The 20,332-nt window shown below is 64.4% G+C and carries 18 protein-coding genes; 12 read left to right on the top strand and 6 right to left on the bottom strand.

Going from position 1 to position 20,332, the window contains the following annotated elements; all coding sequences use genetic code 11:
• Positions 1-14: 14 nt before the first annotated feature.
• The 4 genes from coaE to LB572_RS21510 all read right to left on the bottom strand — a co-directional run bounded on the left by coaE (position 15) and on the right by LB572_RS21510 (position 3,110).
• Positions 15-620, bottom strand: coding sequence for a dephospho-CoA kinase (coaE, locus tag LB572_RS21495; protein ID WP_224669122.1), 606 nt, complete (start codon positions 618-620; stop codon positions 15-17).
• Positions 620-1,453 carry a shikimate dehydrogenase gene (locus LB572_RS21500; RefSeq protein WP_224669123.1) on the bottom strand — a complete coding sequence of 278 codons (834 nt, stop codon included), beginning with the start codon at positions 1,451-1,453 and terminating at the stop codon, positions 620-622. The genes coaE and LB572_RS21500 overlap by 1 nt, the downstream gene beginning before the upstream one ends.
• Positions 1,446-2,045, bottom strand: coding sequence for a Maf-like protein (locus LB572_RS21505; RefSeq protein WP_224669124.1), 600 nt, complete (start codon positions 2,043-2,045; stop codon positions 1,446-1,448). Before LB572_RS21505 ends, LB572_RS21500 begins: the two co-directional genes overlap by 8 nt.
• 243 nt (positions 2,046-2,288) lie before the next feature.
• Entirely contained in the window at positions 2,289-3,110 is an 822-nt protein-coding gene (locus LB572_RS21510; protein WP_224669125.1) for a pyruvate, water dikinase regulatory protein, read from the bottom strand.
• Positions 3,111-3,513: 403 nt separating this feature from the next.
• Here LB572_RS21510 and hemE point away from each other — a divergent pair, with 403 nt between their 5' ends.
• The 3 genes from hemE (at position 3,514) to rho (ending at position 6,597) form a co-directional block, all read left to right on the top strand.
• Entirely contained in the window at positions 3,514-4,542 is a 1,029-nt protein-coding gene (gene hemE, locus LB572_RS21515) for a uroporphyrinogen decarboxylase (RefSeq protein WP_140804813.1), read from the top strand.
• On the top strand, positions 4,539-5,075 hold the full coding sequence (hemJ, locus tag LB572_RS21520; RefSeq protein WP_140804811.1) for a protoporphyrinogen oxidase HemJ: 537 nt from the start codon (positions 4,539-4,541) through the stop codon (positions 5,073-5,075). The genes hemE and hemJ overlap by 4 nt, the downstream gene beginning before the upstream one ends.
• Positions 5,076-5,331: 256 nt before the next feature.
• Positions 5,332-6,597 carry a transcription termination factor Rho gene (rho, locus tag LB572_RS21525; protein ID WP_140804809.1) on the top strand — a complete coding sequence of 422 codons (1,266 nt, stop codon included), beginning with the start codon at positions 5,332-5,334 and terminating at the stop codon, positions 6,595-6,597.
• Positions 6,598-6,792: 195 nt separating this feature from the next.
• Here the strand turns inward: rho and LB572_RS21530 are convergent, their stop codons facing one another.
• Complete coding sequence (locus LB572_RS21530) at positions 6,793-8,808, bottom strand: thioredoxin domain-containing protein (RefSeq protein WP_224669126.1); 2,016 nt, start codon at positions 8,806-8,808, stop codon at positions 6,793-6,795.
• A gap of 77 nt (positions 8,809-8,885) precedes the next feature.
• On the opposite strand from LB572_RS21530, the gene mnmE reads away from it, so the two are divergent.
• The 7 genes from mnmE to LB572_RS21565 all read left to right on the top strand — a co-directional run bounded on the left by mnmE (position 8,886) and on the right by LB572_RS21565 (position 16,468).
• Entirely contained in the window at positions 8,886-10,193 is a 1,308-nt protein-coding gene (gene mnmE / locus LB572_RS21535) for a tRNA uridine-5-carboxymethylaminomethyl(34) synthesis GTPase MnmE (RefSeq protein WP_224669127.1), read from the top strand.
• 164 nt (positions 10,194-10,357) lie between these two features.
• Positions 10,358-12,232: a tRNA uridine-5-carboxymethylaminomethyl(34) synthesis enzyme MnmG gene (mnmG, locus tag LB572_RS21540; RefSeq protein WP_224669128.1), complete on the top strand. Its 1,875-nt coding sequence runs from the start codon at positions 10,358-10,360 to the stop codon at positions 12,230-12,232.
• 5 nt (positions 12,233-12,237) lie between these two features.
• Complete coding sequence (gene rsmG / locus LB572_RS21545; RefSeq protein ID WP_224669165.1) at positions 12,238-12,885, top strand: 16S rRNA (guanine(527)-N(7))-methyltransferase RsmG; 648 nt, start codon at positions 12,238-12,240, stop codon at positions 12,883-12,885.
• A gap of 4 nt (positions 12,886-12,889) precedes the next feature.
• Positions 12,890-13,687 (top strand): ParA family protein, encoded by a 798-nt coding sequence (locus LB572_RS21550; RefSeq protein WP_112098354.1) that lies wholly within the window; start codon positions 12,890-12,892, stop codon positions 13,685-13,687.
• Positions 13,688-13,749: 62 nt separating this feature from the next.
• Positions 13,750-14,637 (top strand): ParB/RepB/Spo0J family partition protein, encoded by an 888-nt coding sequence (locus tag LB572_RS21555; protein WP_224669129.1) that lies wholly within the window; start codon positions 13,750-13,752, stop codon positions 14,635-14,637.
• A 390-nt stretch (positions 14,638-15,027) separates the two neighbouring features.
• Positions 15,028-15,654, top strand: a complete 627-nt coding sequence (locus LB572_RS21560; RefSeq protein WP_224669130.1) for a DUF1326 domain-containing protein — start codon at positions 15,028-15,030, stop codon at positions 15,652-15,654.
• A gap of 43 nt (positions 15,655-15,697) precedes the next feature.
• Positions 15,698-16,468 carry a DUF2182 domain-containing protein gene (locus tag LB572_RS21565; protein WP_224669131.1) on the top strand — a complete coding sequence of 257 codons (771 nt, stop codon included), beginning with the start codon at positions 15,698-15,700 and terminating at the stop codon, positions 16,466-16,468.
• Positions 16,469-16,569: 101 nt separating this feature from the next.
• Here LB572_RS21565 and holA read toward each other — a convergent pair whose 3' ends face one another.
• On the bottom strand, positions 16,570-17,613 hold the full coding sequence (gene holA / locus LB572_RS21570; RefSeq protein ID WP_224669132.1) for a DNA polymerase III subunit delta: 1,044 nt from the start codon (positions 17,611-17,613) through the stop codon (positions 16,570-16,572).
• Positions 17,614-18,067: 454 nt separating this feature from the next.
• On the opposite strand from holA, the gene LB572_RS21575 reads away from it, so the two are divergent.
• Both LB572_RS21575 and LB572_RS21580 read left to right on the top strand, forming a co-directional pair.
• Positions 18,068-19,300, top strand: a complete 1,233-nt coding sequence (locus LB572_RS21575; protein WP_224669133.1) for a 3-methyl-2-oxobutanoate dehydrogenase (2-methylpropanoyl-transferring) subunit alpha — start codon at positions 18,068-18,070, stop codon at positions 19,298-19,300.
• A gap of 2 nt (positions 19,301-19,302) precedes the next feature.
• Positions 19,303-20,316: an alpha-ketoacid dehydrogenase subunit beta gene (locus tag LB572_RS21580; RefSeq protein ID WP_224669134.1), complete on the top strand. Its 1,014-nt coding sequence runs from the start codon at positions 19,303-19,305 to the stop codon at positions 20,314-20,316.
• The last annotated feature ends 16 nt before the right edge of the window (positions 20,317-20,332 follow it).

Here is a 20,332-nt window from a genome sequence, read left to right on the forward strand (position 1 = left end):
GCTGTCAGCGGACGTCAGGAGCCATGCCGGCCGGACTTATCCCCCGTCAATTCGCCGATGACGGCTTCGACCGCTTTTCGCGCCGCCTCGAAACCATGGCCGGTGTCGATGATGAAATCGGCCTGGCGGCGTTTTTCCGCGTCGGGCACCTGCTTGGCGAGGATCGAGGCAAATTTCTCCTCGCTCATGCCCGGCCTGGCGAACACGCGGGCGCGCTGGATTTCGGGCGGAGCGGTGACGACCACGACCTTGTCGACGCGGCCGCGGCCGCCCGTTTCGAACAGCAGCGGAATGTCGAGCACGGCGAGCGGCGCGCCGGCGGCGCGGTGTTTGGCCAGAAACGCATCGGCGTCGGCGCGCACCAGCGGGTGGATGATCGCCTCGAGCTGCTTCAGCGCGGCGGGATCGCCCAGCACTTTTCCGGCGAGCTTGACGCGATCGACCACGCCGGCCTGCGTCGTGCCCGGGAAGGCCGCCTCGACCAGGGGCGCCGCCTTGCCGGAATAAAGCCGATGCACGGTCTCGTCGGAATCATGCACCGGCACGCCCGCCTCGGCGAACATCTTTGCCGTCGCCGACTTGCCCATGCCGATCGATCCGGTGAGGCCGAGCACGATCATCAATGGCCCTCGATGTCGGCGACGATCATGCGCCGCAACTCAGGCGTGACCTCCGGCTTCCTGCCGAACCAGCGTTCGAAGCCAGGGACGGCCTGATGCAGCAGCATGCCGAGCCCGTCGACCGTCTTCAGGCCGCGCGCCCTGGCGGCGGCAAGCAAAGGCGTCTCGAGCGGCACATAGACAATGTCGGTGACAGTGGCGTGGTCCGGCAACCCGCTCGGATCGGCGGCGAGGGCTTCGTTGCCATGCATGCCGAGCGCCGTGGTGTTGACCAACAGGCCGGCGTCGCCGAGCAGCTCGCCAAGCGCATCGGCGCCATGCGCCGAGATGCCGGCGCCAAAGTGGCGCCCGAGTTCCTCGGCACGGGCGAGCGTCCGGTTGACGATGCGGATATCCGTCACCCCGCGCTCCTTCAAGGCATGGATGACCGCGCGGGAAGCGCCGCCGGCGCCAAGCACCACGGCGGGGCCATTGGCCGCCCATCCAAGCGCATATTGGTCGAGATTGGCGGCAAAGCCGTAGCCGTCGGTGTTGCCGCCCCAGAGAAGCCCATCCTCGAGCCACAATGTGTTGACCGCGCCGATTTCATCGGCCGCATGGTCCCGGCGGTCGACGCCGGCGAAAGCGGCTTCCTTGTGCGGGATGGTGACATTGCCGCCGCGATAGCCGTCCGCGCAGAGAGATTTCAGGAAAGCGGCGAAATCCACCGGCGCGACGTCGAGCGCCCGGTAGCTGCCGTCGATGCCGTATTTGGCCAGCCAGTGGCCGTGGATCTTCGGCGAGCGCGAATGCGCGATCGGATGTCCGGTGACGAAGGCCTTTTTCTCAGCCATCGACGGCTCCCAACGCGCGCAGCTCCTTCAGCACCGGCAGCAGCGGCAGACCGACGATGGTGAAATAATCGCCCTCGATCTTGTCGAACAGCTGGATGCCTTCGCCCTCGATCTGATAGGCGCCGACGCTGGACAGCGCCTTGGCGCCGACGCGCGCGAGATGGCGGCCGATGAAGGCGGGATCGAGCTTGCGCATGGTGAGGCTCACAACGCCGACATGGCGCCACAGCACAGCGCCGTCGCGGCAAAGCACGGCGGCGCTGTTCAATTGATGCGTCTTGCCCGAGAGCGCAAGCAGGTGGCGGCGCGCGCCTTCCATGTCGGCAGGCTTATGAAAGACCTCGTCGCCGAGCGACAGCGTCTGGTCGCAGCCGAGCACCAGCGCGCCTGGCCTGCGCTCGCTGACCTCGGTCGCCTTGGCCTCGGCCAGGATCGAGGCGACGTCCTCCGGCGAGGCGCCGCTGTCCTTCAGCGGGGCCTCCAGCGCGCGCTCGTCGACATTTGCCGGCACCGCCTCGATGTCGAGGCCGGCATTGACGAGCATCGCCTTGCGGTACGGGCTGCCCGAAGCGAGGATAATTTTTTCCGGCATGATGGCTCATCCAACGGTTGCGATCCGTCCAGCACCCCTCATCCGTCTCGGCGCTACGGCGCCGATCCACCTTCTCCCACAAGGGGAGAAAGAAAAGCGCGGCCGGCGTCCCGCAAATACTACCAGGGGCGATTTGCAGCGGCGGAGGCACAGGACTTCTCTTCTCCCCTTGTGGGAGAAGGTGGCCGAGCGAAGCTCGGTCGGATGAGGGGTGTTGGACGGAGCGTCCACTTATCGCTTGCCCTAGCGCGTCTTTCCGCGCAGGGCAACGATGGCCGCCGCCGTTTCCTCGATGGAGCGGCGGCTGACGTCGATCATCGGCCAGCCATGCCTGGTGCAGAGCTGGCGGGCATAGGCGAGCTCCTCGTTGATCGCGGCGCGGTCGACATAGTCGGTCGGCACGAAGGCGGCGCTGTTGCCGAGGATGCGGTTTTGCCTCACATGCGAGATACGCTCGGCCGTGGCGATCAGCCCGACGACAAGCGGCGTCCTGGCGGCGATCAGGCTTTCGGGCAGCGGCACGCCGAGCACGATCGGGATGTTGGCGGTCTTGATGCCGCGATTGGCGAGATAGATCGAGGTCGGCGTCTTCGAGGTGCGCGAGATGCCTATCAGCACGACATCGGCATCGTCCATGTTGGCCGGCAGCTGGCCGTCATCATGTTCCATGGTGAAGTTCAGCGCATCGATGCGGCGGAAATATTCGGCATCGAGCACGTGCTGGGCGCCGACGCGGCGGCCGGCCGGTGTGCCGAGATAGGATTGGAAGACCGCCAGCACCGGCTCCAGCACCGAGACGCAAGGCAGGCCCATCGCCGCGCAGCGCTCGTCGATCGAGTGCGCCAGCTTCTGGTCGACCACCGTATAAAGAATGATGCCGGGCTCCTCCTCGATATCCTCGAAGACTTTTGCGATCTGCTTTTCCGTGCGGATCAGCGGATAGATATGCTCGATGGCGCGCGCATCCTTGTATTGCGCCGACGCAGCGCGGCCAGCCGCCAGCAGCGTTTCGCCGGTGGCATCGGAGATCAGATGCAGGTGGAAGAAGCTCTGAGGTTTGTTCACAGGGGATGGGTCCAGGCTGTGGGCAATTGTGGACAAGGCCGGATGGGCCGGCCTCGGGTAAGGAAGCGACTGTATCAGATGGCCGCTTGTCCACAATTCGACCCGCTGTAGGCTTTGTCGCGGCGCTGGGGACAAAACCGGGGATCAACTTTTCTTGGCCGGTTTCGTCCACAGCGCGGCGTTCGGAACGGAAAGCCCAAGCTTTTGACTCCAAAGCCTGAATCCGCTTCGTCCCCAGATCCCTCCAAATTGCGAAAGCAAGTACGCGACAATATGCTGACTGGCCTTTTCAGGCCGCAGGCTGGACAGGTCGCAATCATCACAACCAACAGACTCTTAGAATCAGAAGACTCTTTTAAAATAGATATTTGATTTAGAGAGACTGGAGAGAGGACGGCGCCGGATGGCTGGGAAACGGATCGTGCTGGACGTCCTCAAGGGCGAGACGGTTTCACCGCCGCCGCTCTGGATGATGCGTCAGGCGGGCCGCTATCTTCCCGAATATCGCGAGACCAGAAAGCGGGCGGGATCCTTCCTCGATCTCTGCTACGATCCGGACCTTGCCGTCGAGGTGACGCTGCAGCCGATCGAGCGTTTCGGCTTCGATGCCTCGATCCTGTTCTCCGACATTCTCGTGGTACCCAATGCGCTCGGGCGGGATGTCCGCTTCGAAGAGGGACGTGGACCGGTCCTGAAGCCGATCACGGCAGCCGAGGTCTCGGCGCTGAACGGCGATATGTTTCACGTGAATCTCGAACCGGTCTACGAGACCGTGCGCCGGCTGCGCGCGAAACTGCCCGACAAGACGACGCTGCTCGGCTTCTGCGGCGCGCCCTGGACGGTGGCGACCTATATGATCGCCGGGCACGGCACGCCCGACCAGGGCCCTGCCCGGCTTTTCGCCTATCGCGAGCCCGAGGCCTTCGAGCGGCTTCTGAAGGTGCTGGCCGGCCATTCGGCCGCCTATCTGATCCGCCAGATCGAGGCCGGAGCCGATGCGGTGCAGATTTTCGATTCCTGGTCGGGCGTGCTGGACGAACCGTCCTTCGAGGCCTTCTGCGTCGAGCCGGTGGCCGAGATCGTCCGGCAGGTGAAGGCGGCTCATCCCGACGTGCCGGTGATCGGTTTTCCGAAGGGCGCCGGCGAGCGCTATCGCGACTACAGAGGAAAGACCGGCATCACCGGTCTCGGCCTCGACTGGACCGTGCCGCTGTCGATGGCGAAGGAGCTGCAGCGCGGCGGAGCGGTGCAAGGCAATCTCGATCCGCTGCGCCTTGTGGCCGGCGGCAAGGCGCTGGCCGACGGCGTCGATGCAATCCTGAGGACTTTGGGCGGTGGGCCGCTGATCTTCAATCTCGGCCACGGCATCACGCCGGAAACGCCGGTGGCGCATGTCGAGGCGATGGTCAAAATGGTGAGGAGCCATCGATGAGCAATGTGAGCAACGAAAACAGCACCAGTCAGGCGATGAAACGCATGGCGATCGGTATTGCGGTGCTCGTCGTGGCGACCGCGCTGCTCTATTTCGTTGCCGGCGAAGGTTTTTATCCGTGGGCCAAGGCGATCCATGTGATCGCGGTCATCGCCTGGATGGCCGGCATGCTCTATCTGCCGCGGCTGTTCGTCTATCATGTCGATGCAGAGAAAGGCTCGGTGCAGTCCGAGACCTTCAAGGTGATGGAGCGCCGGCTGCTGCGGGGCATCATCAACCCGGCGATGATCGTGACCTGGGTGTTCGGCCTGTGGATGGCCTGGAAGATCTTCCACTTCGAAGGCGGCTGGCTGCACGCCAAGATCGCGCTGGTGCTCATCTTGTCGGGGCTGCATGGCTATCTCGCCGCGGCGGTCAGGAAATTTGCCGAGGACAAGAACGAAAAACCGGCGAAGCACTGGCGGATCGTCAACGAGATCCCCACATTGCTGATGATCGTCATCGTCATCCTGGTCATCGTGAAGCCGTTCTAGATGAGACGCATGATCTTTTCCGAAAACCGGTTCGCACTTTTTTGCTTACGCTGACCTCCGGTTCAGGATCATGCTTTAGGCTTCCCTGACCCCAGCCAGGATCCGCAAAAGGCGGCTTGCTCTTTCAGGCGACCGACGATAAAAGACGGGTCTTCCTTCCCGTCATGCGCCGCCCCTTTCATTCGCTTTCGGCCGCGCCCGGCATTTGTCGTATTCAGCCGATTTTTCTCCCCAAAGCCTACCCAGAGTCTATCTAATGCAAGAAATGAAACTCGCAGAGTTCAAGAACAAGAAACCGCCAGAGCTGATCGCTTATGCCGAAACGCTCGAGGTGGAGAACGCCAGCGTCATGCGCAAGCAGGAGCTGATGTTCGCAATCCTGAAGAAGCTCGCCGCCCAGGACATCGAAATCATCGGCGACGGCGTTGTCGAGGTGCTGCAGGACGGTTTCGGCTTCCTGCGCTCGGCCAACGCCAACTATCTGCCGGGTCCCGACGACATCTATATCTCGCCGTCGCAGATCAGGCGCTTTTCGCTCAAGACCGGCGATACGGTCGAAGGGCCGATCCGCAGCCCGAAAGAGGGCGAGCGCTATTTCGCGCTACTCAAGGTCAACACCATCAATTTCGACGATCCCGAAAAGATCCGTCACAAGATACACTTCGACAATCTGACGCCGCTCTATCCGACCAAGCGGCTGAAGATGGAGGTCGACAATCCGACCTCGAAGGACATCTCGCCGCGCGTGATCGACCTGGTCGCGCCGATCGGCAAGGGACAGCGCGCGCTGATCAACGCGCAGCCCCGCACCGGCAAGACGGTGCTGATGCAGAACATCGCCCATTCGATCACCGCCAACCATCCGGAATGCTACCTGATCGTGCTTCTGATCGACGAGCGTCCGGAGGAAGTGACCGACATGCAGCGCTCGGTGAAGGGCGAGGTGATCTCCTCGACCTTCGACGAGCCGGCGGTGCGCCACGTTCAGGTCGCCGAAATGGTGATCGAGAAGGCCAAGCGCCTGGTCGAGCACGGCCGCGACGTGGTCATCCTGCTTGATTCGATCACCCGGCTCGGCCGTGCCTACAACACCGTCGTGCCGTCATCCGGCAAGGTGCTGACCGGCGGTGTCGACGCCAACGCGCTGCAGCGCCCGAAGCGTTTCTTCGGCGCCGCCCGCAACATCGAGGAAGGCGGCTCGCTGACCATCATAGCGACTGCGCTGATCGATACGGGCAGCCGCATGGACGAAGTCATCTTCGAAGAGTTCAAGGGCACCGGCAACTGCGAAATCCAGCTCGACCGCAAGGTGGCCGACAAGCGCATCTACCCGGCGATGGACATCCTCAAGTCGGGCACCCGCAAGGAAGACCTGCTTGTGCCGCGCGCGGACCTGCAGAAGATCTTCGTGCTGCGCCGCATCCTGGCGCCGATGGGCACCACCGACGCGATCGAGTTCCTCATCGACAAGCTCAAGCAGACCAAGACCAACGCCGACTTCTTCGATTCGATGAATACGTGATTGGGCCGCCCTCCCCGTAGTGGGAGGGCGCGGCTCGCGAAGCGCTCCCCTTTTCCTCCTGTGGGAGAAGGTGTCGCCAAAGGCGACGGGGTGCTCCAGAGAACGCCAGCGTCTCACTCCGCTGGAACACCCCTCATCCGTCTCGGCGCTGCGCGCCGATCCACCTTGACCCACAAGGGGAGAAGGAGAAGGGCGCTATTGCCGCAACAGCTTCTCCAACTCGCCCGCATCCGTCACCACCGGCAGGCACAGCTGTCCGCTGCAGAACCAGGCGCCTGGCTTGTCCGTCGGTGGCAGCACGCCGCCCGGCAAGAGCGGTCGATTCGCTTCCGAACCAATCGACACGACGATATCGACCCGGCGTGGGTCGGGATTCCGATTCGCAACCGGAACGAGGCTTGAAGACTCAGGCCTATCTATGATGACGAGCTTCAATGGCTCGAGCGCCAGCGCGCATGCGTTGACGATGCCGGCTTGACCATAGGCCTGCTGTGAAGCGCGGCCCATGGCATGCTCAGCGGTGGCCCAGGCTTTTTGCCAGAGATCGAGATCGCCGGTGAGCGAGGAGAGCCGCACCAGCGCCTCGACGATCTGGCTGGTGGCCGACGGAATTGCCTCGTCGACATCGCCGCGGATGCGGATCGGAACGTCGCCGCTGTCAGACGCCGTCAGCCAGTAGCCGGTCCTGTCGTCGTCCTGGTGCCAGCGGTCGAGCTCGCCGATGAACTGCCTGGCGCGGTTCGAATAGGCCGGATCGCCGGTCGCCTCGAACAGCGCGACCGCCGCATTGGTCATGGCGGCGTAATCGCTCGACAGCGCCGGGAAGAGCTTCTTCGCGCCGAGCATGGAATGCGGCAGGCGGCCGTCCTGGCTGGCCCCGACAATATGGGCGAAGGCCTTGGCCGCGGCGTCGACCCAGTCGCGCCGGCCAAGCGAGCGGCCGGCCTCGGCAAGTGCGGCGATCATCAGCCCGTTCCAGTCGGTGAGCGCCTTGCCGTCGCGGCCGGGCCTGACGCGCTGTTCGCGGGCGGCGAGCAGCTTCGCCTTCAGGGGTCTAAGCACAGTGTCGTCGGCGATGCCCTGACTTTGCTGTGCCTCGCTTTGGCGAATGATCGGCTTGCCTTCCCAGCCATGCGGGGCAGCCAAATCAAAGTACCGGAAGAAGACCGTCGCGTTGTCGCCGAGCGTGGCTTCGACCTCATCAGGGTTCCAGGTGTAGAAAAGCCCCTCCTCGCCATCGCTGTCGGCATCGAGGCTGGCGGCGAAGGCGCCGCCTTCGACCTGCATCTCGCGCAGCAGCCAGCCGACGGTTTCTTCGATTCGTACCCGGAACAAGCCGTTAACTGTGGCGGCATAGGCCCAGTTGCACAGGCGGATGAGCTGGGCGTTGTCGTAAAGCATCTTCTCGAAATGCGGCACCAGCCATTCGGCGTCGGTCGAATAGCGGCTGAGGCCGCCGCCGACATGATCGTAGATGCCGCCGGCGAGCATCTTTTCCAGGCTGGTGAGCACTGCGTCGCGATGCGCGGCCTGGCCATCACGCAGCCAGGACAGCCAAAGCGCGTGCATGAAGGGTGCGTTGGGGAATTTCGGCGCGCCCTTCAAGCCGCCGAGATCGCGGTCGACCATGCCGTCGATGCGGCCGGCGAGATCGGCGAGCGTATCGCGGTCGAGGATAGCCTTGCCTCGCGTGCCGGCCAGCCGCTGCTCGACATGGGTGGTCAGCCCATCCGCGCTTTCGGCGAGACTCTGGCGCTTTTCGCACCAGGCCTTGTCGACCGCTTCCAGCACCTGGATGAAGCCCGGCCTTCCATAGCGCGCCTCGCGCGGAAAATAGGTGCCGCCCCAGAAAGGCTTGCCGTCCGGCGTCAGGAACATTGTCAGCGGCCAGCCTCCCTGCTCGCCCATGGCGTGGAGCGCGGCCATATAGATCTGGTCGATGTCGGGCCGCTCCTCGCGATCGACCTTGATATTCACGTAGAGCCGGTTCATGACGGCCGCCACGGCGTCGTTCTCGAAGCTCTCATGCGCCATGACATGGCACCAGTGGCAGGCGGCGTAGCCGATGGAGAGCAGGATCGGCCGCCCAAGCTCCTTCGCTTCGGCAAGGGCAGCGGGCGACCAGCCGCGCCAATGGACAGGATTGTCGCTGTGTTGCTGCAAATAGGGGCTGGCCTCTTCGACAAGCAGGTTTCGCGCGGGCAAGGTCACGATGGGCGGCTCGATATCTTGGGTTTGATAGGGCAAAGGCTAGGGCGGTTCGGCAGGTCCGGCAAATGGTTTCCCCAATGAACAAGAAGGATTCGATCGTCGCTCTCTCGAGCGGCCGTTTGCCGGCAGGCGTCGCCGTCATCCGCATGTCCGGCCCGAGGACTCGATTCGTGGTCGAAACGATTGCGGGCACCGTTAAGGATCGGTTTACCACGTTACGGAAGCTCAGGGCGGCGGACGGTTCGATCATCGACCAAGGCCTTGTGCTGTTCTTTCCGGGTCCCGGCAGCTTTACCGGCGAGGATGTCGCCGAGTTCCAGGTTCATGGCAGCCGCGCCGTCGCGGCCAAGATACTGGAGACTATCACGCAGTTTGAAGGCGTGAGGCATGCGGAACCTGGCGAATTCACCCGGCGCGCCTTTCTCAACGGCAAGTTCGACTTGGTCGAGACCGAGGCGCTCGCCGACCTCGTCAATGCCGAGACGGAAGCGCAGCGCCGCTTCGCCTTGCGCAACGCGGAAGGCGCGCAGAGCGCGCTTTATTCGAGCTGGCGCCGCCGGCTGATCCATGCGCGGGCCATGATCGAAGCGGAAATCGACTTCGCCGATGAAGAGGATGTGCCAGGCTCCGTTTCGGATGCGGTCTGGTCCGACGTGGCGGCAATGATCGGCGAGATCGGGCAGCATATTGACGGGTTCAAGGCGGCGGAGATCATCCGCGACGGCTTCGAGGTCGTCATCCTCGGCGCGCCGAATGCCGGCAAGTCCAGCCTGTTCAATGCGTTGGCCAGGCGGGAAGCGGCTATCGTCACCGACGAACCGGGCACAACGCGCGATCTGCTCGAAGTCGTCATGGACCTTAACGGGCTGAAGGTTCGCATCGTCGATACGGCCGGCCTGCGCGACGCCGCGGGCAAAGTCGAGTCGATCGGCATAGAGCGCGCCAGGGCCAAGGCCGGCGACACGGATTTGATCCTGCTGCTGGAGGATATGGCAGACCCTGTTCCCGTCGGTGAGGTTGCAAGCGAGGCGCCGCTGCTACGGGTCGGGACGAAGTCGGATATTGGAACTGTCGGCCCGGACGCATATGACCTAGTGATCTCTGCCCGGGAGGGCACAGGGCTCGGTTCTCTTCTCGACGAGATCGGGACTCGTGCCGCCAGGGCAGCCGGCGATGCGAGCGAAGTCCTCCCGTCGAGGCTGCGCCACGTCGAGCTGCTCAAAGAGACGACGGGCTTCCTGCGGGCGGCGCTGTCCGGACATAGCCAGGAGTTGAGGGCCGAGGAGTTGCGACTGGCGGCGGATCGTCTCGGGCGGATCATCGGCGCGGTCGACGTCGAGGACCTGCTCGACGTCATCTTTTCGCAGTTCTGCATCGGTAAGTGATTCACGTGAAACACGGGGGGGCGACCTCTGCCCGGCGATGACTCACGTGAAACACTGATGGAAGGATCCATGTTTCACGTGAAACGAGTCTGGGTCTTCGTGCTTGACAGCACGCGGCGGTGGGGACATGTGTCGGGCAATCTCTGAAAGCGGATTCTTGGAAAATGACCAATCACTATGACGTGGTGGTGGTGGGCGGCGGCCATGCCGGCTGCGAGGCGGCGAGCGCTGCCGCGCGCGCCGGCGCGAGGACCGCGCTGGTGACGCTGCGCTTCGACACGATCGGCGTCATGTCCTGCAATCCTGCGATCGGCGGTCTCGGCAAGGGCCATCTCGTGCGCGAGATCGACGCCATGGACGGACTGATGGGCCGCATTGCGGACGCGGCCGGCATCCAGTTCCGGCTGCTCAACCGCCGAAAGGGTCCGGCCGTGCGGGGCCCCCGCACCCAAGCCGACCGCAAGCTTTATCGCCTGGCGATGCAGGAAGCGATTCGGCTCCAGAACAATCTCGACGTGATCGAGGGCGAAGTTCTCGATCTTGCGATCGAAGACGGCCGCGTGGTGGCGGTGGCGGTTTCCGGCGATCGACGCCTGGCCTGCGGTGCCGTGGTGCTGACCACCGGCACCTTCCTGCGCGGGCTGATCCATATCGGCGAGAGGAAGATCGTCGCCGGCCGCATGAACGAGCAGGCAAGCATGGGCCTGTCGGCGACCATGGCGCGTGCGGGTTTCAAGCTGGGGCGCTTGAAGACCGGGACGCCCCCTCGCCTCGACGGCCGCACCATCGACTGGGCCTCACTGGACGCCCAAGCGGCGGACGAGGATCCGGTGCCGTTCTCGCTGATGACGGACGCGATCGTCAATCCGCAGATCCATTGCGGCATCACCCGGACCATGCCGGCGACGCATGATCTGATCCGCGCCAATCTCGGCCGCTCGGCGATGTATTCCGGTTCGATCGAAGGCGTCGGACCGCGCTACTGCCCGTCGATCGAGGATAAGATCGTCAAGTTCGGGGACCGCGAAGGTCATCAGATTTTCCTCGAGCCGGAAGGCCTCGACGACGACACCGTCTACCCGAACGGCATCTCGACCTCGTTGCCTGAAGACGTGCAGCTGGAGATCCTGAAGACCATCCCCGGGCTGGAAAAGGCGACGATGCTGCAGCCGGGCTATGCCATCGAATACGACCATGTGGATCCGCGCGAGCTGAAGACGACGCTGGAGACGAAGCGCGTCGACGGCCTGTTCCTGGCCGGACAGATCAATGGCACGACGGGCTATGAGGAGGCCGGCGCGCAAGGGCTGCTCGCCGGCATCAACGCGGCGCGCAAGGCTTCCGCCGCCGATCCGGTCGTGCTCAGCCGCACCGAAGCCTATATCGGCGTGATGGTCGACGACCTGACCAGCCGCGGCATCGCCGAGCCCTATCGCATGTTCACCTCGCGAGCGGAGTTCCGGCTTTCGCTGCGCGCCGACAATGCCGACGAGCGGCTGACGCCGCTGGCCGACAAGCTCGGCATCGTCGCCTCGCCGCGGATGCAGCGGTTCGGCGCGATCGCGCTGAAGCTCGATCAAGCCCGTGCGCTGGCAAAGTCGGTGACGCTGACGCCGAACGAGGCGGCGCGGCACGGGCTGGAGATCAACAAGGATGGCGTGCGCCGTTCGGCCTATGAGCTTTTGGCGCATCCGGGCGTCGACATGGCCTGGCTGACGAGGGTCGAGCCGCGCTTCGCGGCGCTCGACGCCAAGACGGCGGAGCGGCTCGAAACGGAGGCGAAATATTCGGTTTACCTCGATCGCCAGCAAGCCGACGTCGCGCAGATCAGGCACGAGGAATCACGGCTTATCCCGGAGACGATCGACTTTTCCGATGTCCCCGGGCTCTCGAACGAGTTGAAGCAAAAGATGAAGATGCGCCAGCCGCGCTCTGTCGCGGATGCGCAGCGCATGGAAGGCATGACGCCGGCGGCGCTGGCGATCATCGTGGCGCATGTCCGCAATGTTGAGCTCGCCGCGCGAAGGGACGTGGCGTGAGCGGTGTGAGCGCTTGGGACGGCCTGCAAAAGGCGGCGGGTCCGGTTTCACGTGAAACATTCGAGCGGCTGCAGGCCTTCGAACAGTTGTTCCTGAAATGGAACCGCAGCATCAATCTGGCGGCCCCGTCGACGCTGGATGACGTCTGGCGCCGCCATGTCCTGGACAGCGCCCAGCTCGCCCGAATCGCGCCCGCCGCGACGCGCTGGGTCGACCTCGGATCGGGCGGCGGATTTCCCGGGCTGGTGCTGGGTTTTCTGCTCACGGAGCGCCCCGGGGCGTCGATCGCCCTGGTCGAAAGCAACCGCAAGAAGGCTTCGTTCCTGCAAACCGTCATCGGCCAGTTCGATCTGCCGGCGCGTGTCGTGGCCAGGCGCATCGACGACAGCTATGGGCTTGTTTCCGCACCGGAAATCGTTACGGCTAGGGCGCTGGCGGCGCTGCCGGATCTGCTCGATCTATCGGCGCCCTGGCTGACCAAGGACGCGCGCGCGCTGTTCCACAAAGGCCGGGATTACCGCGCCGAGGTGGAAGAAAGCACTCACCGCTGGAGCTTCGATCTGGTAGAACATTCGAGCATGACCGACGCCGAAGGCGTCATCCTCGAAATCACCGAATTGCGCCGGCGACCCGCAAATGAATTACTGGCATAGGCCCATGAGCACAGCACCGCGTATCATCACTGTCGCCAACCAGAAAGGCGGCGTCGGCAAGACGACGACGGCCATCAACCTGGCCACGGCGCTGGCCGCGATCGGCGAGCGCGTGCTGATCGTCGACCTCGACCCCCAGGGCAATGCCAGCACCGGGCTGGGTATCGACCGCAAGGACCGCACCACGTCGTCCTATGACGTGCTGACCGGTGAGCTCGAACTGGAAGCCGCCGCTGTGCCGACGGCGGTGCCCGGACTGTCGATCATCCCCTCCACGCTCGACCTGCTCGGCATCGAGATGGAGATCGCCTCGGCGCCGGACCGGGTGCTCAAGCTGCGCAACGCGCTGCGCGCCGCGGCCGAGCGTTCGGCGCCGTTCGGCTACGTGCTGATCGATTGCCCGCCGTCGCTCAATCTTTTGACTTTGAATTCAATGGCGGCGGCCGATTCCGTTCTCGTGCCGCTGCAATGCGAGTTCTTCGCGCTGGAAGGTCTCAGCCAGTTGCTCGAGACCGTCGAGCAGGTGCGCAATACGATCAATCCGGATCTCACCATCCAGGGCATCGTGCTCACCATGTATGACGGGCGCAACAACCTCGCCAACCAGGTGGTGCAGGATGTGCGCACCCATATGGGCGACAAGGTCTACGAGACGATCATTCCGCGCAATGTGCGCGTGTCCGAGGCGCCGTCCTACGGCAAGCCGGCGATCCTTTATGACCTGAAGTGCTCGGGCAGCCAGGCCTATCTGCAGCTCGCCTCCGAGGTGATCCGCCGCGAGCGCAAGCTGCGCGCCGCCTGAGCAATCAATGCGGCGGCTTGGTTAATTAGCCGATTCGATTCCGAAACGATCTGGACAAACCAATGAGCGAAGACCAATCAAGAAAAAGACTGGGCCGTGGCCTCGCGGCGCTGATCGGCGAAATCGACCGTCCGGCGGCGCCGGAAAAGCCGAACGCGGTGGTCGCGGCCGACGGCAAGGTGCCGATCGAGTTCGTCAGCCCGAACCCGAAGAATCCGCGCCGGCATTTCGGCGACGCCGAGCTCACCGATCTTGCCCAATCGATCCGCGAGCATGGCGTGGTGCAGCCGGTCGTGGCGCGCCCCTCGCCGTCGCAGCCTGGCCGCTACGAGATCATCGCCGGCGAGCGGCGCTGGCGGGCGGCGCAGCGCGCCGGCCTGACCGAGATCCCGCTGATCGTGCGCGACGTCAACGACCGCACCGCGCTGGAACTGGCGATCATCGAGAACGTGCAGCGCGCCGATCTCAATCCGGTCGAGGAGGCGCAAGGCTACCAGCAGCTCATCGACGAGCATGGCTACACGCAGGCCGATCTCGGCCAGGTGATCGGCAAGAGCCGCAGCCATGTCGCCAACACGCTGCGGCTCTTGAAGCTGCCTCCCGTCATCCACTCGATGCTGGTCGACGGGGATCTGTCGGCCGGTCATGCCCGCACGCTGGTGACGGCGGAAGACCCGGCCGGGCTCGCCAAGCGGATCGTCAAGGAGGGGCTTTCGGTGCGCCAGGCCGAAGCGCTGGCGCAGATGCCCGCCGGTCCGACGCCAGCCAAGACCAAGGCAGGCGCTTCGGACAAGGATCCCGACACGCTGGCGCTGGAGAAGCTGATGACCGACACGCTCGGCATGATCGTCAGCATCGAGCACAAGGGCAAGGGCGGCGCGCTGAAGGTCAGCTATCGCTCGCTGGATCAGCTCGATGAGCTGTGCCGTCGGCTGAAGGACGAGCGGTAGGCGATTGCGGCGTAACGGTATTCGACTGTAGTTGAGAATTTGGCCCAAGGCTGGATACGCCTGATATATCGGTGATAGACAAGAAGGGCTGGCGCTGTGCCGGCCCGTTTTGTTGGTGGTTGTTCTGAGACGGCCTCTCTCGGGAGAGATGCGCGCAACGCACAGGGAGCGGGAAGACCACGTTCCGTGACGAAGGATACGTCGCCGCTTCACGCGTGATGCCTGCGGCTTGACAGTGCCGGGCAAGGGCGTAACCTAAAATTAGGTGTCGCTTAAATAAACGCCCTGGCGTGCCGAACAGTCGCTGCGCGGGCCACCTGCCGTTCCTGCAATGCTCGTGAACGGCTCGCAAAGCGACATGCCGACGCGCCTGACGAACGGGAGGTGCAAATGGCAGTCAGTTGGCAATTGTCTGGCAGCTACTTCGAGAATTGTAGCTGCGATGTCGTATGTCCTTGCCTGATGTCCACCAAAGCGCAGCTGACATCGAGGCCGACGAAAGGGGTTTGCGACGTCGCCTTGGTCTTTCACATCGATAAGGGCAATTACGCCGACATTCGATTGGATGGGCTCAATGTGGCGATGATCGCGCATACGCCCGGTCCGATGGCGGAGGGCAATTGGACGGCGGCGGCCTATATCGACGACCGTGCGGACGACCGGCAAACGGAGGCGCTGGGCGCCATCTTCACCGGCGCCGCGGGTGGGCCGATGGCTGCCTTCGCGCCGATGATCAGCACCAATCTCGGGGCCAGGAAGGCGCCGATCAGATACCAGGTCAACGACAAGAAGCGGTCGGTGGAGGTTGCCGGGGTGATGCAGCTGGCGATCGAACCGTTGCCGACAATGCGCGAGGACGGTGAGATGTGGGCGGCCACCGGCCATCCCGTCAATCCGGACTGGCTCGGCCTGGCGATGGGCGGGGAAGGCAACACCTTCAGCGACCATGGCATGAGTTGGGACAATTCCCGCCGAAACGCGCATTACGCCCCGATCAATTGGTCCGGCCAGCAATAGTCCTCGCCTGAATGGTCGGACGGGCTCGCCCATGACGTTGACAGTGCAGCGAAACATCATTCTCGCGCTGCTGATTGCGGGCGCCGCGGCGTCGTGGGCCGTGCTCATCCGGCAGCGGATCGGCATGGGCGCGGATATGGAAATCCACTCGCCCACCATGGGCATGACGGCGCCGCTGTTTCTTGCCGTCTGGATCGTCATGATGATCGCCATGATGTTTCCGACCGCCGCCCCGATGATCCTGACGTTTCACCAGGTTCAAGCGGCCAAGCGGGGCCGCGGCGGGACCTTCGTCTCCACCTGGGTGTTCGTGGCCGGCTATATGCTGGTCTGGAGCGCGATCGGCGTTCTCGCCTTTGCCGGCGCGGCAGGTGTGGAGATGCTTGGCGAGCGAACGGAAATGTCCACCGCGACCGCCGCGCGCATCGGCGGCGTGCTGCTAGGCGTTGCGGGCGCCTATCAGCTCTCGCCGTTGAAGGATCTTTGCCTGGCCAAATGCCGCACGCCGATTGGTTTCATCCTGACCTCATGGCGCGACGGCCGCTGGGGTGCGGCACGCATGGGGGTAGAGCATGGAGCCTTTTGTCTTGGCTGCTGCTGGCTGCTGTTTCTCGCCCTCTTTCCTCTCGGGATCATGAATGTCGCCGCAATGGCGGTGGTCACCTTGCTGATCTTTGCGGAAAAGACCCTCCCCTCGGGAGATCGGATAGCCAAGGTGTCGGGAGCGGCTCTCCTCCTTTACGGCGCGGCGGTTCTGGTCTTCCCACAGGCGCTGCCGACCTTCCAGGCGACCGACGCGATGACGATGAACTGAGCGGCGAAGGCGGCTCTCGGATCGCGCTCCTACCCTTTGTCATTCCAGGGTCTGCGCGCGTCGCTTCGCTCCTTGCTCCGCCCTAGAATGATGAAGGATGTTTACCGCTGCCCCAATCTCGCGCTTTCGATCGCGATGCCGAGCAGCGCCTGTCTGGCCAGCGCTTCCGACAGGTCCGGCCGCTTGCGCGTCTGCAGCACGGCCGTCTGCAGGCGGCCGAGCGCCCGGCCGAGCGCTTCGACATTCCAGCGCTCGAGCGTCTTTTCCACCAGCCTGCGGCGCGAGAAGAAGACCGGCGGGCGGGCGCCGGCGACGACCGAGGCGGCATTGCGGCCGCCGGATTCCATCTGGCCGCGCATCACCTGGATCGCCTGCAATTGCCGCATCGCCGAGGACAGCACCAGGAAAGGGTGGCCGCCGGACTGGCAGTGACGGTTGAAGGCGATGTCGAAGTCGCCGACCTTGCCATCCAGCATGGCGTCGACCGCGGCGTCGAAGGAGACGCCGGAGACATCGCCCGACAGCGCATTGACGTCGGCGACGTCGATCTCCTTCCGGCCGTGCGCATAAAGCACCAGCTTCTCGGTCTCGCCGCGCGAGGCGAGCCGGTCGCCGCCGAGATTGCGGCGCAACGCCTGCCTGGCGTCCAAGGTCATCGACATGCCGGCCTTGCGCAATTCGTCGTCGATCACCGTATCGAGGTCGCGGGCCTCGTCGGCGTAGCAGGGCAAGGCGATGGCGTTGCCGGCGGCCTCGACGATGGCCCTGAGGCCGGTGCCTTTCTTCAGGTCGCCCGCCTCGATCAGGACGATGGCGTCGCGCGCGGGCTCGGCGGTCAGCGCCTTGATGTCGTCGGCCAGTGCCTTCTGGCCGCTGGCGTTGCGCACCCAGAGCAGCCGCCGGTCGGAAAACATCGGCACGGTGCGGGCTTCGTCGAGCAGGCGGCCTTCGTCGCGGTCGACTTCCGCGCCGTCGAGCTTCACCACCGAGAAGGGGTCGTCGAGCGGCAGGCCGGTTTTCGCGGCGAAGGCTTTTGCCCGCTCGGCGACGAGGCCGCGATCGGGGCCGTAAAGCAGGACGATCGCCATGGAGGGATCGGGCCTCGCCAGCCACGAATCGACCTCGTATCCCTTTTTTTGTGCCATGCGGGGTGAGTTAGCACGGGGTGGAGACGGAGTGAACGGAGAAGTCTCCACCTTCTCCCCTTGTGGAAGAAGGTGGATCGGCGCGACAGCGCCGAGACGGATGAGGGTGTTCCAGCGGAGTGAGACGTTGGTGGCATCTGGAGCCCCCCTCGTCCGTCGCCTTCGGCGACACCTTCTCCCACAAGGGTGAGAAGGGGAGGCCGCGCCTGACCGCAGCCCCAATTGCATTTTCTGGCGGCAATCGCCCCGCAAACTTCCGCCAAATTGCGCACAGCGCAAAAACATCGACAAGAAATTTCGTCGCCATATCTGCATCTTGGCGCCTGCGTGCCGCATCGGCTTCCCCAGGCCGGCGGCCGGGGAGGAAAGCCGTGCCCAGACCCGGCGAAATGGCACTGGTCTGGCGGCGCGGATGTGCAAAGATCGCACCGGCAACATTGGAGGATATGAGCTCATGGCCGATGCTGGAATGTTGCGCTTTCATGTGCCCGAGCCCGAGGTGCGGCCCGGGGGCACGCCCGACTTCTCGAATGTGACCATTCCCAAGGCGGGCTCGGTGCCGCGTCCCGAGATCGATGTCGATCCGCGCACCATCCGCGACATGGCTTTCTCCATCATCCGGGTGCTGAACCGCGCCGGCGAGGCGGTCGGGCCATGGGCCGGGCTGCTCACCGACGAGGAGCTGCTCGAAGGCCTGCGCCATATGATGACGCTCAGGACCTTCGATGCGCGCATGCAGATGGCACAGCGCCAGGGCAAGACCTCCTTCTACATGCAGCATCTGGGCGAAGAGGCGGTGAGCTCGGCCTTCCGCAAGGCGCTCAAGCCGGGCGACATGAACTTCCCGACCTACCGGCAAGCCGGCCTTCTCATCGCCGACGGCTATCCGATGGTCACGATGATGAACCAGATCTATTCCAACGAGGCCGATCCGCTGAAGGGCCGGCAGCTTCCGGTCATGTATTCCTCGAAGGAGCACGGCTTCTTCTCGATCTCCGGCAATCTCGCCACGCAATATATCCAGGCGGTCGGCTGGGCGATGGCCTCGGCGATCTCCAACGATTCGCGCATCGCCGCCGCCTGGATCGGCGACGGCTCGACGGCGGAGTCCGATTTCCATTCGGCGCTGGTGTTCGCCTCGACCTACAAGGCGCCGGTCATCCTCAACGTCGTCAACAACCAGTGGGCGATCTCGACCTTCCAGGGCATCGCCCGCGGCGGCTCCGGCACGTTCGCCGCGCGCGGGCTGGGCTTCGGCATCCCCGCGCTGCGCGTCGACGGCAATGACTATCTCGCCGTCCATGCCGTGGCCAAATGGGCGGCGGAGCGGGCGCGGGCCAATCTCGGGCCGACGCTGGTCGAATACGTCACCTACCGCGTCGGCGCGCATTCGACCTCCGACGATCCGTCGGCCTACCGGCCCAAGGCGGAATCCGACGCCTGGCCGCTCGGCGACCCGGTCATCCGGCTGAAGAACCATTTGATCCACAAAGGCGCCTGGTCCGAGGATCGCCACACCCAGGCGGAGGCAGAGATCCTCGAAACGGTGATCGCCGCGCAGAAGGAGGCCGAGGGGCATGGCACGCTGCATGCCGGCGGCAAGCCGTCGACCCGCGACATGTTCGAAGGGCTCTATGAAGAAATGCCGCCGCATCTGAGACGCCAGCGCCAGCAGGCGGGAGTCTGACCATGCCCACGAAGACCATGATCGAGGCGATCCGCGACGCGCTCGACGTCTCGATGGGGCGCGACGAGCGCGTTATCGTCTATGGCGAGGATGTCGGATTCTTCGGCGGCGTCTTCCGCGCCACGCAAGGCCTGCAGGCCAAATATGGCCGCAGCCGCTGCTTCGACGCGCCGATCAACGAATCCGGCATCGTCGGCTCCGCCATCGGCATGGCCGCCTATGGGCTGAAGCCCTGTGTCGAGATCCAGTTTGCCGACTACATGTACCCAGCCTACGACCAGCTGACGCAGGAGGCGGCGCGGCTGCGCTATCGTTCCAATGGCGATTTCACCTGCCCGATCGTGGTGCGCATGCCGACCGGCGGCGGCATCTTCGGCGGGCAGACGCACAGCCAGAGCCCGGAAGCGCTGTTCACCCATGTCTCGGGCCTGAAGACGGTGGTGCCGTCCAACCCGCATGACGCCAAGGGGCTGCTGATCGCGGCGATCGAGGATCCGGATCCGGTGATCTTCCTGGAGCCGAAACGGCTCTACAACGGTCCGTTCGACGGCCATCACGACCGTCCGGTGACGCCGTGGTCGAAGCATGAGCTCGGCGAGGTTGCCGACGGTCACTACTCGATTCCGCTCGGCAAGGCGGCGATCCGCCGGCAAGGCTCGGCGGTGACGGTGCTGGCTTACGGCACGATGGTCTATGTCGCGCAGGCGGCGGCCGAGGAGACCGGCATCGACGCCGAGATCATCGATCTCAGGACGCTTCTGCCGCTCGACCTCGACACCATCGTCGCCTCGGTGAAGAAGACCGGCCGTTGCGTCGTCGTGCATGAAGCGACGCTCACCTCCGGCTTCGGCGCCGAGCTGGTGTCGCTGGTGCAGGAGAATTGCTTCTACCATCTGGAAGCGCCGGTGGCGCGAGTCGCCGGGTGGGACACGCCCTATCCGCATGCGCAGGAATGGGACTATTTCCCCGGTCCGGCGCGGGTCGGCCGCGCGCTCGTCGAAACATTGGAAGCTTAGAGTGGGGAGGCCTGAG

Origin of the sequence: Mesorhizobium sp. BH1-1-5 (assembly GCF_020165615.1) — a bacterium.
Taxonomy (GTDB): domain Bacteria; phylum Pseudomonadota; class Alphaproteobacteria; order Rhizobiales; family Rhizobiaceae; genus Mesorhizobium.